This window comes from Pricia antarctica, assembly GCF_900101815.1.
GTDB classification, from domain to species: domain Bacteria; phylum Bacteroidota; class Bacteroidia; order Flavobacteriales; family Flavobacteriaceae; genus Pricia; species Pricia antarctica.
Window position 1 is genome coordinate 22,892 of the sequence record NZ_FNAO01000010.1, and the last position, 18,680, is coordinate 41,571.

The 18,680-nt window shown below is 40.1% G+C and carries 10 protein-coding genes; all 10 read left to right on the forward strand.

Going from position 1 to position 18,680, the window contains the following annotated elements:
• The first annotated feature begins 27 nt into the window (after positions 1-27).
• The 10 genes from BLT07_RS18170 to BLT07_RS18215 all read left to right on the forward strand — a co-directional run bounded on the left by BLT07_RS18170 (position 28) and on the right by BLT07_RS18215 (position 18,641).
• Positions 28-4,200 (forward strand): hybrid sensor histidine kinase/response regulator transcription factor, encoded by a 4,173-nt coding sequence (locus tag BLT07_RS18170; protein ID WP_091873141.1) that lies wholly within the window; start codon positions 28-30, stop codon positions 4,198-4,200.
• A gap of 224 nt (positions 4,201-4,424) precedes the next feature.
• Entirely contained in the window at positions 4,425-5,567 is a 1,143-nt protein-coding gene (locus BLT07_RS18175; protein WP_091873144.1) for an endo-1,4-beta-xylanase, read from the forward strand.
• Between the two features lie 25 nt (positions 5,568-5,592).
• Positions 5,593-7,044 carry an MFS transporter gene (locus BLT07_RS18180; protein WP_091873147.1) on the forward strand — a complete coding sequence of 484 codons (1,452 nt, stop codon included), beginning with the start codon at positions 5,593-5,595 and terminating at the stop codon, positions 7,042-7,044.
• A 3-nt stretch (positions 7,045-7,047) separates the two neighbouring features.
• Entirely contained in the window at positions 7,048-8,085 is a 1,038-nt protein-coding gene (locus tag BLT07_RS18185) for a glycoside hydrolase family 43 protein (RefSeq protein WP_091873150.1), read from the forward strand.
• Positions 8,086-8,111: 26 nt separating this feature from the next.
• Positions 8,112-10,061 carry a sialate O-acetylesterase gene (locus BLT07_RS18190; protein ID WP_091873153.1) on the forward strand — a complete coding sequence of 650 codons (1,950 nt, stop codon included), beginning with the start codon at positions 8,112-8,114 and terminating at the stop codon, positions 10,059-10,061.
• A gap of 570 nt (positions 10,062-10,631) precedes the next feature.
• Complete coding sequence (locus BLT07_RS18195) at positions 10,632-13,094, forward strand: glycoside hydrolase family 95 protein (RefSeq protein ID WP_091873158.1); 2,463 nt, start codon at positions 10,632-10,634, stop codon at positions 13,092-13,094.
• A gap of 2 nt (positions 13,095-13,096) precedes the next feature.
• Positions 13,097-14,674: a glycoside hydrolase family 43 protein gene (locus BLT07_RS18200; RefSeq protein WP_175455364.1), complete on the forward strand. Its 1,578-nt coding sequence runs from the start codon at positions 13,097-13,099 to the stop codon at positions 14,672-14,674.
• A gap of 16 nt (positions 14,675-14,690) precedes the next feature.
• Positions 14,691-15,818 (forward strand): alpha/beta hydrolase-fold protein, encoded by a 1,128-nt coding sequence (locus tag BLT07_RS18205; protein ID WP_245726597.1) that lies wholly within the window; start codon positions 14,691-14,693, stop codon positions 15,816-15,818.
• Between the two features lie 14 nt (positions 15,819-15,832).
• Positions 15,833-17,053 (forward strand): alpha/beta hydrolase-fold protein, encoded by a 1,221-nt coding sequence (locus BLT07_RS18210; RefSeq protein ID WP_217633342.1) that lies wholly within the window; start codon positions 15,833-15,835, stop codon positions 17,051-17,053.
• A gap of 16 nt (positions 17,054-17,069) precedes the next feature.
• The gene (locus BLT07_RS18215; protein WP_091873161.1) at positions 17,070-18,641 is read left to right on the forward strand and encodes a carboxylesterase/lipase family protein; all 1,572 of its coding nucleotides are present in this window, start codon (positions 17,070-17,072) and stop codon (positions 18,639-18,641) included.
• Positions 18,642-18,680 lie beyond the last annotated feature (39 nt).

The following is an 18,680-nucleotide window of genomic DNA, read 5'->3' on the forward strand; positions in this document are numbered from 1 at the left end:
TAAAAAATATTTAAATTGTAGGCAATAATGAAAGGAAATCTGTTGTCTTTGCTGTCCATAAGCTTTTGCCTACTCTTAGCAGGTCCCGCCAAAGGTCAGACCAATAACCACCAATATCACTTTGTCACTATTGATGAAGGTTTTCCGAAAAGTGCCATTACCGATATTATTCAAGGTCATGATGGGCTTATTTGGATCGCTACGAATGGAGAAGGACTCTACCAATATAACGGCACCGACTTAAAAGTCTATAAACACAATCCGAAAGATAGTACCAGTATCAATAGCTCTATAGTAAATACTATATTCTTGGATTCTGATAATACTATTTGGGTCGGCACCGAAGGAGGCTTGAATAAGTATAATTTGACCCTTGATGCATTCGAGGAAATTAAAATTGCTGGTATTCAATCGGAAGATGAGAATTATTCTGTTTTTTCGATTCGTGAAACCTCAAACAAATCTTTACTAATAGGAACCCCCGGTAATGGACTATATAAGCTAGCGCCTAACAGGCTTTCAATTCAAAAAATCAATGAAAGATTATCCTTAAATAGTACCAAAATCATTATAAATTCAATGTTGCCCATTGAAGATGGCAATATGTTACTTGGCACCAATATGGGCCTTTTCATCTATAATGAGACCTTACATATTTGGGAAAAGAAACGATTCGAAACCGAAAATGGCCCCGAAGAAATTGATTATGCCATAGAATCACTTGCAAATGACGAAGCGAATAACCTTTTAATAGGCACTTTTAATAGAGGCTTGGTCAGGATTAATACATCTTCGGAAATTTATACTTCTGAAGTTTTCGATTTCACTAAAAAACGAATTTTTGATATTGAAATAACGGCTGACCATACCATACTCTGTGCTACTGAGAACGACGGTTTATTTGTTTTGGAAGCCAACGGAAACGTGAGTGAGAATTATAGATATGACAAGACCGAACCGAGTAATATTCTTTCCAATTCTATTTGGTCTATTTGCCGAGATGCCCAAAATCGAATTTGGATAGGCTATTACAATAGGGGCATCGGTGTTTATGATGCTTTGTATGATAAGTTTTCCGATTTACAAAGTATTCCGAATAAGAAGAATTCCCTTCAGTCACCTTCTGTTACAGGGATAGTACAAGCTGATGATAATCATCTATTAATAGCAATGGATGGCGGTGGAATTGATAAATTTAATTTAAAAACCAAAGAATTCTCCCATCTATCGGGGAATACCAATATCAAAGGTCTTGATAAATTAGATGTTCAAACCATCTATCTCGATAATGAAAAGAACCTATGGGCAGGAACATGGAGTTCTGGCATCTATTATTTAAAGAAGGGAAGTAATACGTTTATAAACTATAATACGGCCAATACCGAGGGTAGACTCACCTCAAATAGAATTACCGGTTTTTCGGAAGATTCAAAGGGCACTTTATGGATTGCTACCTTTTTTGGCGGCTTGCACTCCTTTAATTCAGAAACCAAGGAATTTTTGAGTCACTCCAATGATTCATTTAAGACCATTTATGGGAACGAGGGGCATATTCGTACGGTTTTTGTAGATCATAATGACAATATTTGGCTCGGAACACCCAAAGGGCTTTTTAAGGTGATTTCGAGTAATAAAACCACCTATCAAACCATCGCTATAAATGAGCCTATCTCAAATAATGCACTAGTTGAGGATAAAATAAACACTAGAACTATTTTTGAGGATAGCAGAGATAACATTTGGTTTGGAACCTATGGAAAAGGTCTTGGTAAGATAACTACCCAAAATAACCATATAGAATGGTTTCAAACCGAAGAGGGATTATCCATAGAGAACATATCATCTATAATCGAGGACAACAACAACAATATTTGGGTAAGCGGGGATACAGGTCTATCTATGCTGGATACCCAAACCAAAGAATTTTCCAATTACAATAAAGAAGATGGGTTACTAGTAAATAATTTTAATTTCAATTCAGTTCTAAAAGACAATAAAGGCATATTATATTTTGGAAGTTACGAAGGAATAGATTATTTCAATCCCAATAAAATTATCCAAAACCAGAACGAACCAATCGTTTATTTGACGGATTTTAAATTGTTCAATAATTCGGTTGTTCCCGCAGCTAAAAACTCGCCACTTACTAAAAATATTTCTGAAATCCAGAAATTAACGTTAAAACCAAGTGAATTTGTTTTTACATTAGAATTTGCCGCTATAAATTTCACACGTGCCAATACCAATCAATATGCTTATTATTTAGAAGGTTTTGAAGAAAATTGGAACTATGTCGGGAACAATAGATCAGCCACGTATACCAACCTATCGCCCGGAGAGTATACCTTTCATGTTAAAGCTTCCAATAACGATGGTGTTTGGGCAGAAAATCCTTTATCCCTTCCTATAACCATCCTTGCGCCATGGTGGGCTACTTCTTGGGCAGTTCTACTATACATCCTTTTATTTATAGGATTGGCCTGGTCTATTAATTGGTTTTTGAATAAAAGATTAGAGGATAAAAGAACATTAAAATTAGAAAGGGAACAGCGACAACAAGAAGAACTCTTAAATGAAAAGAAAATACAATTCTTCACTAATATATCCCATGAATTCAGAACACCCTTAACATTGATCATCAACCCTATTACCGATATTATAGAATCAAATCAGATGAAGCTGAATAAAGGCATTAAAGATAAACATAGAATTATTTACAGGAATGCGCAACGTATGAAGAATCTGATAGATGAACTTATGGATTTTAGAAAACTTCATCTCAATAGATTAACATTGAATGCTTCCCAAATTGATGCCTTTAAATTTGTTAAGGAAGTAGTGGAACATTTTGAAGAGGAGGCGTTTGAAAAAAATATAATTCTAACCACTGAATCCGATGACAAGGAGTCCGATTTTTGGGCCGATCCGGGATTATTGGAAAAAGTCATTTTCAATCTTCTTTCCAATGCATTTAAAGCAACTGCTGAAAATGGAATAATAACGTTGGGTGTTTATGTGAGTAAGGAAAAAATCCTGTTCCCCTTGGTGAACAAGGATATTCCTTTTAGTGCTTTGGAAATAATTATCGAGGATACCGGTTTTGGCATTACCAAAGAAGATCTTGAACATATCTTTGAAAGATTCTATCGGGCAAAAGATAGAAACCAACAATATTATGGCGGTTCTGGAACTGGAATTGGTCTCGAACTAGTTCAGAGTTTTGTTGAATTGCACAAGGGTAAGGTCGAAGTTCAAAGTGAAGAGGGGGAAGGGACTAAATTCAAATTACTTTTTCCACTAGGAAAAGACCATTTATTTGAATCTACAACTATAATTCCCTTACTACCTAAGTTCAAAGCAAATATTGACCTTACCCAGATTGAAATCGATCCGAACACAGGAAACACCTTAGAATCAACCAAAAGCCTTTCATTTATCGATAAAGACAGAAAAACAATTTTATTGGTAGAAGATAATAGGGAACTCAGGAATTATATCAAAACAAAATTACAACCAGAATATATGGTAATTGAAGCAGAAAATGGGCAAAAAGGCATTCAATTAGCGCTTAAAGGTTTACCCGATATTATAATTACCGATATTATAATGCCAGAAATGGATGGATTTGAATTTTGTAAAAAAATTAAAGAAGACTTAAAAACAAGTCACATTCCTGTTATAATGTTAACCGCTAAAACTATGAACAGTGATAAGATCAAGGGTATTGATTTGGGTGCAGATGCATATCTGAATAAACCCTTTGAAATGAAATTACTACGTTCCTATCTAAAACGATTGCTGGTGAGTAGACAACAATCCCTTCAAAAAAATATCCATGAAAATAATACGATTACTCTTTTAGAGCATACCACCGCTATTGACAAGACGTTTATGCAAAGAGTTTTAGATTTTATTACTGAAAATATCAGTGAACCCGACCTGAATGTGGAATATCTAGCCGAAGATATGGCGCTAAGTAGAAGTCAGTTGTATAGAAAAATTAAATCAATTACAGGTATGACGGCCACCGAACTTATCCGAAAAATTCGCTTGGAAAAAGCAAAACGAATGATCGAAAACGGCAGTGAGTCCATAAGTGAAGTCGGTTTCAAAGTTGGTTTTTCATCACCATCCTATTTTAGCAAGTGTTTTAAAAACGAATTTGGTGTTCTCCCAACAGAATTAAAAACAACTATCTAAATACGTCCCTTCTTCCCATTTGCCATTATAAAATATTCTGTTTTTACCTGCCCAAACTATATATTTCCTTTATTTAACAGCTTAAAATTTAACAATGCAACATGTTTATTAGGTATTGCTTCAATTGTTTCAATACAGTTTTATGCTTTGTATTATTTTTAACTCCGAGTTAAATTAATAACCACCCAAAAACGTTTGCAAAATTTAAACCGACACTAATCTATATGACACCCTATAAACAAACTTCAATACTTATAATTGCGTTGCTCTTGACAACTCTAAGTTGTGAGGAAGCAAATAAATCGCACCAACCCAAACAAAAAACCGAAACCTCTTTAAAAGAAGCTTTTCAAAATGAATTTGTTATTGGAACGGCCCTGAACGAAAATCAAATTTTTGAAACCGATTCCTTGGATAGCCAACTTTTGAAAAAAGAATTCAATAGCATCACTCCAGAAAATTCTATGAAATGGATGTTTATGGAACCTGAAAAGGGGAAGTTTGATTTCGATACTGCAGATCGGTTTGTTGCATTTGGGAAGAAAAATAATATGTTCGTTGTAGGTCATAACTTGGTTTGGCATAGCCAACTGGCAAAATGGGTGCCCACCTTACAAAGTACTGAGGAACTTTCTACTAGTCTTGAAAATCACATCAAAACGATTGTGGAACGTTACAAAGGTAAAATCGATGGCTGGGATGTCGTAAATGAAGCCTTGAACGAGGACGGAACGCTAAGAAACTCCATATTCCTTGAAAAATTAGGAAATCGTTATTTGATAGACTCCTTCAAATGGGCCCAAGAGTCTGATCCCGATGTAGAGCTCTATTATAATGATTATAACATGTGCAATTCGGAAAAAAGGGCCGGTGCCATTAAACTTGTTAAATTATTAAAGGAAAATGGTGCTAAAATAGATGGCATCGGCATGCAGGGTCATTGGAATTTAGAGGAACCCTCTTTGAAAGATATAGAAACCAGCATTGTATCCTACGCCGCTCTGGGTTTGAAAGTGATGATTACCGAACTGGATATAACGGTACTGCCAAATCCTTGGGATTTAGAAGGGGCGGAAGTGGGCCAGAACTTTGAGAATAGCGAAACCATGAACCCATATCCAAACGGATTGCCTGACTCTGTCTCTTTACAGTTGGCGAAACGGTATAAAGATATTTTTCAATTGTTTAAAAAGCACAGTGATAAAATCAGTAGAGTTACCTTTTGGGGCCTAAATGATGGGCAATCATGGCTCAATGGCTGGCCCATAAAAGGAAGAACCAATTATCCATTACCATTTGATAGGAATAATAAGCCCAAAATGGCCTATGACAGTATCATTCAAGTCGCTCGAGACAGCATTTTATAAAGGCAACCTAACACCTCTTAAGTAAATGGACCATAATCATAAAATATCTTTAAGGGAGAAGATTGGATATTCTTTAGGTGATCTTTCCGCAAACCTCGTGTTTCAAACCTTGGTTACGTATCTGGCCTATTTTTATACGGATATTTATGGGCTTGAGAACAATGACGCTTCACTAATAATATTTATTGTGGGGATGATTGCGGCATTTGCTTTTAATCCAATAATAGGGGCTCTTGCCGATCGTACCCGAAGTAAATGGGGGAAGTTTAGGCCATGGATATTATTTACTTCGGTTCCTTTAGGTATCGTCGCCTTACTGGCGTTCAGCACCCCTAATTTTGATTATACCGGTAAAGTTGCCTACGCGGCGATAACGTATACGCTATTACTATTGCTGTATGCCGCAAATAATTTACCCTATGCCGCCCTAAGTGGTGTAATCACAGGGAGTATGAAGGAACGAAACAGTATATCATCCTATAGGTTCGTAGCTGTTATGTTCGCACAATTCTTCGTGCAAGTCTTTATGTTACCCATTATTGAATATGCCGGTGGCGGTGATAAAGCGGTGGGAATCGAAATCGTGATGACCTATTTGGCGATTATTGGTACCGCAATGTTGCTCATCACTTTTTTTACCACTAAAGAAAGAGTAATCCCTACAATAGAACAAGAATCCAGTCTAAAAAATGATTTAGGGGATTTGGTCAAAAACCGACCTTGGATTATTATGCTGGTGCTTACCACTTTGGTATTTATAACATTAGCAATGAAAGGAGGCTCTTATGTCTATTACTTTGAAAATTATGTCGATGCCACTAGCTTAGCAGATTTCATAGGTCCCTTATTGCATGGCCTGTCCAATATTGGTGTTGATTTTTTTGGTGATAATCCTACCTCTGCAGGATTTGGTCTTTTTAATGCCGGGGGAATTATTTTTATGATCGTAGGCATTTCACTATCCAAGCGTTTGGCGGATAAATTCGGTAAACGGGATGTTTTTGGATCTGCACTATTCATATCTACTTTGTTCATTGCTGTTTTCTACTTCTTTGCGCCTACCTCCGTTGAATTAATGTTTCTATCCCAAATTTTACATGGATTTTTCTACGGTATCACCATTCCGCTGTTATGGGCCATGATTGCGGATGTTGCGGATTATTCCGAATGGAAAAATAATAGACGTGCCACCGCTATTATTTTTTCTGCGATGTTGATCGGTTTAAAATTAGGGCTGACCATTGGTAGTTCACTGGTTACGTGGATTTTGGGTCTTTACCATTATATCCCTAAGAAATTTGCGGTCAATGAATCCATTATACAGCCCGAAACTGCCATTCAAGGAACAAGAATGTTGGTAAGTATATTTCCATCCATCGCTTTTTTCTTGGCGATTGCCCTACTTTTTTTATATGAAATCAATAAGAAGATGGAGGTGGAAATTGAAGAAGATTTAATTACAAGAAGAAAACAATAGACTATGCCGGAAGAAAGTATCGATGATATAGATTTTACCAAATTAAACGAGAACGCCATTTCCCGACCTTTGGTTTCCCATATATATACGGCTGATCCCTCGGCCCATTATTTTAATGGAAAAATATACATTTACCCTTCCCATGATGTTGATGCCGGGGAGGCGTTTGATGATCTAGGGAGCCACTTTGCCATGGAAGATTACCATGTTATTTCAATGGATTCGATCGATGCCGAAGCGGTGGATAATGGTGTGGCGTTACATGTTACTGATGTACCTTGGGCCGAAAAACAGATGTGGGCACCGGATGCCGCATATAAGGATGGAAAATATTATTTATTTTTTCCGGCAAAGGCCCACGATGGTGTTTTTAGAATCGGAGTTGCCGTAGGCGATAGCCCTATTGGGCCTTTTATTGCGCAGCCGGAAGCAATCAAGGGTAGTTTTTCAATTGATCCTGCCGTATTTGAAGATGGGGACGGTAGCTATTATATGTATTTTGGCGGTCTTTGGGGAGGACAATTACAAAGGTGGCGCAGCGGAAAATTCAATGCCGAATCTCCCGATAGTCCCACTGCACATATTCCAAAAGACAATGAGGGGGCATTATTGCCCATTATTGCAAAAATGAGCGATACGCTCCTGGAGTTTGCCGAAGAACCAAAAGAAATTGAAATTTTGGACGAAAATGGTGACTTGTTATTGGCCGGGGATACGAATAGGCGCTTTTTTGAGGCTTCCTGGATGCACAAGTATAACGATACCTATTATTTCTCCTATTCTACCGGAGATACCCATTTCATATGTTATGCCATTGGTGATAATCCTTACGGCCCATTTACCTATGGCGGTAAAATTTTGGAACCCGTTGTTGGTTGGACCTCCCATCATTCCATTTGTAAGGTTGAGGATACGTGGTATCTGTTTTATCATGATAGTAGCCTATCCCAAGGCGTTACACACTTAAGGTCTGTGAAGGTGACCGAACTGGAGCACTTAGAGGATGGAAGCATAAGAACAATAGAACCTTATTCGAAATAATAAGGGTAACTATTTTAGTAGTCTAAATGAACGTATCCAAAATCACTTTAAAGAACCTTGTTGTCTTTTTTATTTGCTTCAGCTCTTTTCATGCGCTTTCCGCACAAATAAGACTACCCCAAATCATAAGGGACAGTATGGTTCTGCAGCGTAATCACCCCATAAAAATTTGGGGATGGGCAGCTCAAAGAGAAAAGATTTCAGTAACCTTCAATGGAAAGCATCGTAAGACGGTTACATCTAGAGGTGGTAATTGGAGTGTAGAATTTCCCGAAATGAAAGCGGGTGGCCCCTATTCCATACAACTCAATGGACCTAATAAAATAGAACTTAATGATATCTTAGTAGGCGATGTTTGGTTATGCGCAGGTCAGTCCAATATGGTTCACCAGTTGAATATACATGACATTACTTATGCAAATGAAATTGCAAACGCAAATTATCCGGAAATCAGGCATTTCAAAATTCCGACCCAAACCGATTTAACCGGACCCAATAAAGATTTCAATGGAGGTTCATGGCAATCTGCTGTTCCAGATGAAATACGTTCCTTCTCTGCAGTGACTTATTTTTTTGCAAAAAAAATATATAAAAAATATAAGGTGCCTATCGGACTCATAAATGCCAGTGTGGGCGGCACACCGATAGAAGCGTGGACTAGCGAAGCAGGATTTCAAGAGTTCCCTGAAATTTTAAAAACCATAGAGAAGAATAAGGATACGGCTTATGTCAACAGCCGCATAAGGGGAAAAAGAGGTGCAGATAAAATGGCCGATGACATCGGCGATAAGGGTTTGATGGGGCCACTTGCCTGGTATGATCCGAATTTTGTGCCTAAAAACTGGCGACGAATCAACATCCCGGGGTATTGGGAAGATCAAGGAATTAGAAATTTAAACGGTGTGGTTTGGTATCGTAAGGTGATAGAAATCCCCACCGATATGATCGCTCAAGAGGCCAAGGTATTTTTAGGAAGAATAGTAGATGCGGATGAGCTTTATATTAACGGTCAAAAAGTAGGCAATACAACCTATCAATATCCGCAAAGGAGGTATACCGTACCAAAAAATATAGTAAAAGCGGGCACAAATATTTTTACCATAAAAGTCACAAATTATAATGGTAAAGGTGGTTTTGTTCCTGATAAGCCCTATTATCTGTTTACCGAAACGGATACGGTGGACTTAAAAGGCTATTGGCAGTACAAAGTGGGTGAGATTTTTAATCCAAGTGTCCCATCATCAACCTCAACAAGACCGATAAACGCACAGAACGAACCTACAGCGCTTTACAATGTAATGGTAGCGCCCTATACCCAATTTTCTCTTAAGGGAATACTTTGGTATCAAGGCGAAAGCAATTCAGGTGAGCCGAAAGCATATGAAGGTCTTTTAAAGGGATTGATCAACGATTGGCGCACCCAGTTTAACCAACCCGACATTCCTTTTATTTATGCACAGTTACCCAACTTCATGGAGGTGAATTATTTACCTGAGGAAAGCAATTGGGCAGAACTTAGGCAATCACAATTAAAGAGCTTGAGCTTATCAAACACAGCCATGACCGTAAATATTGATTTGGGCGAATGGAACGATATTCATCCGGATAATAAAAAAGACGTGGGAGAGCGACTAGCATTGTCCGCCATGAAACTTGCTTACCATGCGAACGTTGTGTATTCCGGTCCATTGTATGCTGATTATAAAATAAATGAAAAAGCAATCGAAATCACTTTTTCAAATCTGGGGAGTGGTTTAATTTCTAACGATGGGAAACAGCTTAGCGAGTTCGCGATTGCGGGTAAGGACAAAAACTATGTGTGGGCCAATGCAAAAATAGTCGGAAATAAGGTAATCGTTTGGAGTGACGCTATTCAAGACCCAAAATATGTGAGGTATGCTTGGGCCGATAATCCTGATAATCCAAATCTATATAATAAGGAAGGTCTGCCCGCGTCACCATTCACTACAGAATAACTTTCTAAACCGATGGTAATCTAAATAGTAGTTTGTCCGAAAAAGGTCAAATTAATGTTGGAAAAACAATGAGTAGAGGCTAAGCCCAAAATCCTTATTAATTTTAAAAAAAGATTTCTGGTAAACTTCAGATATGGATTCTACAGGTTACTTCTATCGTCAGGCCAGAAAAGAATACAATGACCGGTCCGTCACCGGTAACGGAAAAATTATGAATTAGATTTATAGAGAACACTGAATACCCTGATATTAAAATCTAAATTGAAGTTGTTAATGGTATTCCTTAAAAAGTAAACCATCCGATACACTTAGTGTTAAGTTAAGCCAAAATCGTCGCATAATCCAATGCATCTTTTGCGGCATCCCGTCGTTAAAAAATAATTCCGTAGCTACGGCTATGCAATGATTTTTTGTCTAGGGCTACCACAAAATCCACGATTGACTTATACGCCATTTCAGCTTTAACTTAACACTAGTTTTAAAATTGTTCGACTAATTTTAAAATATATTGATATATAGGTGTATATTCAACACTTCATAAACCATTCGTTTCAGCGCAAAGTTTCTATTATGAAAACACTGTTTTACCACGCTATTTTTTTTATTCCATTTCTATTTTTCGGTCAACAGTCCAGAGACTTAAAACTTTGGTTTGATGAACCCTCGGGTGAAGTTTGGGAAAATGCCCTTCCTCTTGGGAATGGCCGTATAGGTGCGATGGTCTATGGCAATGTGGGCACTGAAATATTCCAGCTCAACGAACATACGGTTTGGAGTGGAAGTCCTAACAGAAATGACAATCCCGATGCCCTTGAAGCACTGCCAAAAGTACGGAAACTGATATTTGACGGGGAGTATAAAGCCGCAGAAAAACTGGCAGACGAAAAAATTATTAGTAAAAAATCAAACGGTCAAATGTTTCAGCCAGTAGGTAATCTGGAACTTACCTTTCCTAATCACGATGGTTATGAAGCCTATTATCGCAGCTTGGATATCGGCAACGCGATTAGCAATACTTCCTATAAAATAGAGGGCGTCACGTATTCAAGGGAAGCCTTCGTTTCGTTAGCGGACCGGGTTCTCGTCATCAAACTTACTGCGGATCGACCAGGGAAAATTTCCTTCAGGGCAGATTTCACCTCTCCGCATACAAATCAAAAAATAGAAGTCAATGGTGATCATCAACTTTCGCTTTGGGGAAAGACAAGCGACCATGAAGGTGTAGAGGGCAAAGTAGAATTCAATGCATTGATGCGATTAAAATCCGAAAATGGAAAAATTTCCCAAACGGATAATTCTGTCCGAGTTGAAAATGCTGACGATGTCGTTTTAATGGTATCTATTGCCTCCAATTTCAATTCGTATCTAGATGTAAGCGGTGATGAAATGCAACGGGCAAAGGAGTATTTAGATACTGCCTTTGATAAAGAATACGAACAATTGAAGGCAGACCATATAAAAAAATACCATTCCCTGTTCAATAGGGTTCAATTGGATTTTGGTGATACCGATGCTTCAAAATTACCCACGGATGAGCGACTTGCGAATTTTAGAAGTACCAACGACCCTTCCTTTGTTGCCCTTTACTTCCAATATGGCAGGTATTTATTGATATCCTCTTCCCAACCCGGTGGGCAACCCGCCAATCTGCAAGGCATCTGGAACCAACATATGAAACCCGCATGGGATAGCAAATACACTATAAATATTAATGCCGAGATGAATTATTGGCCCGCCGAACGTACCAATCTTTCAGAACTTCATGAACCGTTTCTTACCATGGTTCAGGAATTATCGGAAGCAGGAAAAGAAACGGCCAAGGTCATGTATGATGCCAAAGGTTGGATGGCGCATCACAACACCGATATTTGGCGAATCACCGGGCCGGTCGATGGTGCCTTTTGGGGCATCTGGAACGGTGGCGGGGGTTGGACCAGCCAACATCTTTGGGAACACTATCTATACACTGGCGATACCCCGTTTCTAAAATCGGTCTACCCTGCGTTAAAGGGGGCGGCCGAGTTTTACGCTGATTTTTTGGTACAACATCCCAATTATCCCTATTTAGTGGTAGCTCCCGGAAATTCACCGGAGAACGCCCCGGAAGCGCATCAAGGTTCTTCGATAACAGCAGGTTCAACGATGGATAACCAACTGGTTTTCGATGTTTTCAGCACGGCCATACAGGCTTCGAAAATTTTAGGTGTCGACACTGATTTTTCCGATTCCCTCAATACCATGAGAAAAAAATTACCTCCCATGCAAATCGGCAAACACAATCAATTACAGGAATGGTTGGACGATGTAGATTCCCCAGAAGATCACCATCGCCATATTTCCCATTTATATGGGCTTTTTCCTTCCAATCAAATTTCGCCTTACAGAACGCCAGAATTATTTGCCGCCGCAAAAAACACCCTGCTGCAACGTGGCGATGTATCGACAGGATGGAGCATGGGATGGAAAGTAAACTGGTGGGCCAAAATGCAGGACGGTAACCATGCCTATAAATTGATTACGGACCAATTGACCCCTGTGGGCATCAACCAAGGTGGAGGCGGAACCTATAATAACCTTTTCGATGCACATCCACCTTTTCAGATCGATGGTAATTTTGGTTGTACATCCGGTATCGCAGAAATGCTGTTGCAAAGCTCGGACGGAGCCGTTCATTTACTTCCTGCCGTTCCTGATGCCCTTTCTTCTGGCCATGTTGGAGGTTTAAAAGCCAGGGGTGATTTTGAAGTGGTGGGTATGGAATGGAAGGATAAAAAACTGGTAGCGGCAACTATAAAATCTAATCAAGGAGGAAACTTGCGTTTAAGAGTTCCAAATACCATTGAACTCGTCGGCTCTGGCAGTTTACATACAGCGGAAGGAGCTAATCCTAATCCATTTTTTTATGTCCCTAAAACTGCTACGCCCCTAGTATCAAAAGATTCAACCATAAAGGAACTCAATTTAGGCCGTACTTTTCTGTATGATCTTGACACTGAAAAAGGAAAGACGTATACACTAACATTCAAGGATTGAAAATGAACAGATTTCGTCCTATTTCTTTATTTCTAGCATTTCTAATGCTGCAGTTGGGAATCAATGCCCAAGAACAAAAAGCAGAGAATCCCATTTTATTCGCAGATGTACCCGATGCTTCCATGATCAGGGTTAAGGATACCTATTATATGAGCAGTACTACTATGCATTTGAGTCCTGGCGTACCCATTATGAAATCAAAGGATTTGGTCAATTGGGAACTTGTAAACTACGCTTATGACCGACTGGGGGAAGTGGATGCCCTAAATTTGGAAAATGGAGAAAGCGCGTACGGAAGGGGGTCGTGGGCCAGTTGCATCCGTTACCATAATAATACATACTATGTATTCACTTTTGCCGCTACCACAGGTAAAACCTATGCTTACACCACAAAGGATATAGAAAATGGCCCTTGGGAAGTAAACTCTTTTGAACCTTCCTATCATGACCTTACTGTCCATTTTGACGATGACGGCAAAGTATACATGATTTGGGGAGCAGGAAAATTGATGATCGCTGAACTTGAAAGTGATTTATCAGGAGTAAAAAAAGGAACTGAAAAAGTATTGATCGAAAATGCCAGTGCTCCTGCCGGCGACAATATCATGTTAGGTGCAGAAGGATCGCAGCTATTTAAAATCGATGGTAACTATTATCTTTTCAATATTACGTGGCCAAGGGGCGGCATGCGAACCGTGGTTGTACATCGTGCCGCTTCTATAAACGGGCCGTATGAAGGACGGCTCGCACTGCAGGACAAGGGTGTGGCCCAAGGCGGATTGATAGATACCCCAGATGGAAAATGGTTCTCTTACCTGTTCCGTGACAATGGAGCCGTGGGTCGTATTCCCTATTTGGTTCCGGTAAAGTGGGAGGATGGTTGGCCCATTTTGGGTGAGGATGGAAAGGTTCCCAATACATTAGATCTGCCATCGAACAAAGGCCTAATTCCAAATATCGTGGCTTCCGACGAATTCAAGCGAAAAAAGAAAGACCGAAAACTACCACTGGTCTGGCAATGGAACCATAATCCAATAGATAGTCTGTGGTCGGTATCCGAACGAAAAGGATATCTGCGATTGAAGACGGGGCGCATGGACTCCACTTTTGTGGATGCGAGGAATACCCTGACCCAGAGAACTATCGGTCCGGTTTGTTCAGCAGAAACCGCTGTAGATGTATCCCAGATGAAAGAAGGGGATTTTTCAGGATTATCCCTGCTACAAAAAAATTATGGCTACATAGGTGTTACATTGAATAATGGCAGTAAAAACATTGTGATGGTGCATACCCATGATGACCTACCGCAAGAAATGGCGACCGTGCCAGTATCACAAAACAAAGTCTATTTTAAAGCAGAATGTGACTTTACCGATAAAAAAGATGCTGCCTATTTCTATTACAGTCTTGACGGAAAAAAATGGAAAAAAATAGGAACCAAATTAAAGATGACCTACACCCTACCCCATTTTATGGGATATCGATTTGGACTTTTCAATTTTGCCACAAAAAATACCGGGGGATATGTTGATTTCGACTATTTCACAATAAAGAATGAATTAACAGAAATACCAGAATAAGGAAATAAAGAACCCCATGATGAAAAAACGAATAAAGTTACTCGTACTCGCATTATCCTTTGCAGGCGCCATCCCTTTAAGCTTTGGTCAGCAGACTGAAACTGCAATTGATGATTTTAGACCCTCAAGTTTAAATCAGCCCGGTAAAGAATTTCCACAAGTAAATTCACAAGGCTACGCGCGTTTTAAAATAGAAGCGCCTGCAGCCGACAGTGTTCGGGTAAGCTTAGGACTTGGCGGAAGAGGGGGCACCAAACTGACAAAAGCGGATGATGGTACATGGATGGGCACCACGGAAGGACCCATGGACGAGGGCTTTCATTATTACCATGTAAACGTTGATGGTGGTATCTTCAACGATCCGGGAGCATTGAATTTTTATGGCTCCGTGCGTTGGGAAAGCGGTATAGAAATACCTGCACATGATCAAGAGTTCTATGCCTTAAAGGATGTTCCCCACGGACATGTACAACAAATCCTATTTCCATCCAAAAGCACCGATACATCACGCCGTGCCTTTGTTTACACCCCACCGGGATACGAGCAAAATCAAGCGGAGAAATATCCGGTATTGTACCTTCAGCATGGCTGGGGAGAAGATGAAACCGCTTGGACCAACCAAGGTCATGCCAATTTAATAATGGACAATCTGATTGCCGAGGGCAAAAGCAAACCCTTTATCATCGTTATGACCTACGGAATGACGAACGAAATCAAATTTGGGGGACTGCGAAATTTTGACATCACCCCTTTTCAGACCGTTATGGTAGATGAATTAATTCCGTATGTCGATAAAAACTTCCGTACCCTGGCCGATGCATCCCATAGGGCGATGGGTGGACTTTCCATGGGCGGCATGGAGACGAAGCAAATAACTTTGAACAAGCCTGATACGTTCTCCTATTATGCGCTCCTCAGCGGAGGAACGTATGCTCCCGATGATATCAAGGATAAGTCCGATGTCAACCTCATCTTTATAAGTTGTGGTAGTAAAGAAAATCCTGAAAGGGTTAATGAGGCCACCGAAGCTCTGAAAAAAGCTGGTTTGAATGCGGTTTCCTATATTTCAGAAGGTACTGCCCATGAATTTCAAACTTGGCGCCGTAGTTTGCATCAACTGGCTCCATTGCTTTTTAAAAATTAAAAATATAATAGGGAATGCTTAACATTTTTGATATGATTTTTACTCGTTTACTTTTTGTGATTTCGACATTCGTAGTGCTTTTTAACGTGAATGTTTGTTGTGCACAACAGGCCAATGTCAATTTGGACTTTAACCCGCAAAAAGATACGGAGGGCTTGATACCTTTTAGTGCAAAAGTGAATTCTCCTCAGGTACATGACGACCAAACGGTTACGTTTCGGTTGACGGGCCCTGATGCAGAAAAAGTTGAACTAAATCCAGGGGCTATAAACACCGCTTTAGGAATGGGCAGAGAACCTATTCCTTTTACGAAAGAAAATGATGGTATTTGGACGCTTACCATTGGGCCACTTCCCCCTGATATGTATGCGTATCATCTGAGGGTTGACGGTGTACAAATGGCCGACCCAAACAATACCCAAGCTGCGTTTACGGCCATGCCTCCCTATAGCCAGTTAATTGTTCATGGGGAAGGTCCTGCCTATTATGATGCGAAAAAGGTCCCCCATGGGAACGTTACACGTCACATTTATCATTCTGATGTAACCCAAGGGGAACGTGAACTTTACGTGTACACACCACCCGGATATAATCCTGAAAAAAAATATCCCGTTCTCTATTTAGTTGGTGGTAGTGGCGAACTGCCTTCTAATTGGATCTATGACGGTAGGGTAAATTTTATGATGGATAATCTGCTGGCGGAAAAGAAAGCCACCCCAATGATTATTGCCATCCCCAATAATCAGGTTATTCACCGTAATCATCCCGAACATGCCGAGCTGACTTTTGACCTTTTTGAAAAGGAGCTGAGAAACCATGTCATTCCCGTGATCAATCAAAATTATAGTACTATCGAGAGCCCTAAAGGAAGAGCAATTTCAGGATTGTCAATGGGAGGGCGTCATACAATGTTTATTGGCCTCAGGTCGCTTGATCTCTTTGCGAATTTTGGTATTCTCAGCGCAGGGGATGTGGATGCTGAAACTTCACTGAAGCATTTTTTAACTACTCCGAATATAAATGATAGCGTAGATTATCTTTTTGTGGGACAAGGCACCAAAGAAGCCGCAGGTTTTTTTAATAATAGGGTTCAGGCGCTAAACGACGCCTTGACCCATCACAATATAGAACACGAGTATTATGTAGGCGGAAATGGCGGGCATGATTGGTCTACTTGGCGTCATCTCCTATACTATCGATTCTTGCCCAACCTTTGGCAAGAAATCGACAACTAAACCAAAATCACCTAGAATGAAAAATATAAGTTTATCCCTGTTTTCAATATTGATAATTTCTTTGGTATCCTGTGAAAAAAAGCAGGAATCAATTCCAGGTCAGGTCAAAATTGCAGACGGTACCGTAAAGGGAATAGTAGAAGATAGTCTCACTATTTTCAAAGGGCTTCCCTTTGCCGCACCTCCAGTGGGTGAGTTAAGATGGAAAGCGCCACAACCCGCAAAATCTTGGGAAGGGGTTAAACAAACCACAGAATTTGCCCCGGCTCCCATACAGGGAAATGACCAAAATGGAAAGAGCGAAGATTGTTTATACTTGAATATTTGGACTCCGGCAACTAGTCCTGATGAGAAAATACCCGTACTCGTATGGATCTATGGAGGCGGCTTTAATTTTGGCGCCACCTCGGAACCCGTTTATGACGGTGCAGCACTCGCCAAAAAAGGGGTGGTCTTGGTCAGTATTGCCTACCGCGTTGGACAAATGGGTTTTCTGGCACATCCTGAACTGAGTGCCGAGAATCCTGTAAAGGTATCAGGCAATTTCGGCATCCTAGACCAAATTGCCGGTCTGCAATGGGTAAAGGATAACATCTCCGCTTTCGGGGGCGACCCAGATAAAGTAACGATTTTTGGGGAATCTGCTGGAGGTATTTCCGTGAGTATGCTCTGCGCCTCTCCTTTGGCTAAAGGTTTATTTCAAGGTGCTATTTCCCAAAGTGGAGGTTCTTTTGGGCCCTCTAGACCAGTAACATTCCCTGGAGAAAATATGAAAACCCTGGCAACGGCAGAAAAAGAAGGATTTGAATATGCAGAAAAAATCGGGGTTACCAGTTTACAAGAACTTCGAAATACTCCCATAGAAAAACTCCCTATGGGTATGGGAATGGGCGGTGCTTGGCCAATTATTGACGGACATGTCATTCCTGATGATCAGTTCAAACTTTACGAACAAGGCAATTATAATGATGTGCCGGTACTGATCGGGTATAATTCCGATGAAGGTGCCAGTTTTTCTCGTGAAAAAACTCCAGAGGAATTTATATCAAACGTTGAAAAAAGATATGGCCAGTTTTCAAAAAATTTGTTGGATGCCTATCCCGTAAGTGAGAATTCAGTTCCTAAAACTGCGAGGGATTTATCTCGCGATGCCGCTTTTGGATGGCATACTTGGAGTTGGGCAAGACTACAATCACAGACTGGAAACTCCAAAGTGTATTATTACTATTTTGACCAGCATCCCGACCACCCCGAGGATTCTCCAAAATTTGGCTATGGTTCACCGCACGGGCAAGAAGTTGCCTATGTTTTTCAAAATCTAGATCAAAATAATCCTGAGATCTCCGAATCCGACAAGTCTATTTCCGAGGCGATGGCCACCTATTGGACCAATTTCACGAAACATGGTAATCCAAACGGGGAAAAACTACCTGAATGGCCTGCCTTCAGCAACGACAATCCCGAAGTCATGTACTTTGAGCAAACTCCACATGTAGGTCCTGTACCTAGTGAAGCTTCCTTAAAAGTGCTTGACACCTATTTTGAATGGCGAAGGAGTGATGAGGGTGTGAAATGGGTAAATGAATAATCCATTGTTAATAGCGACGAGTTTTAATATTAAATCTAC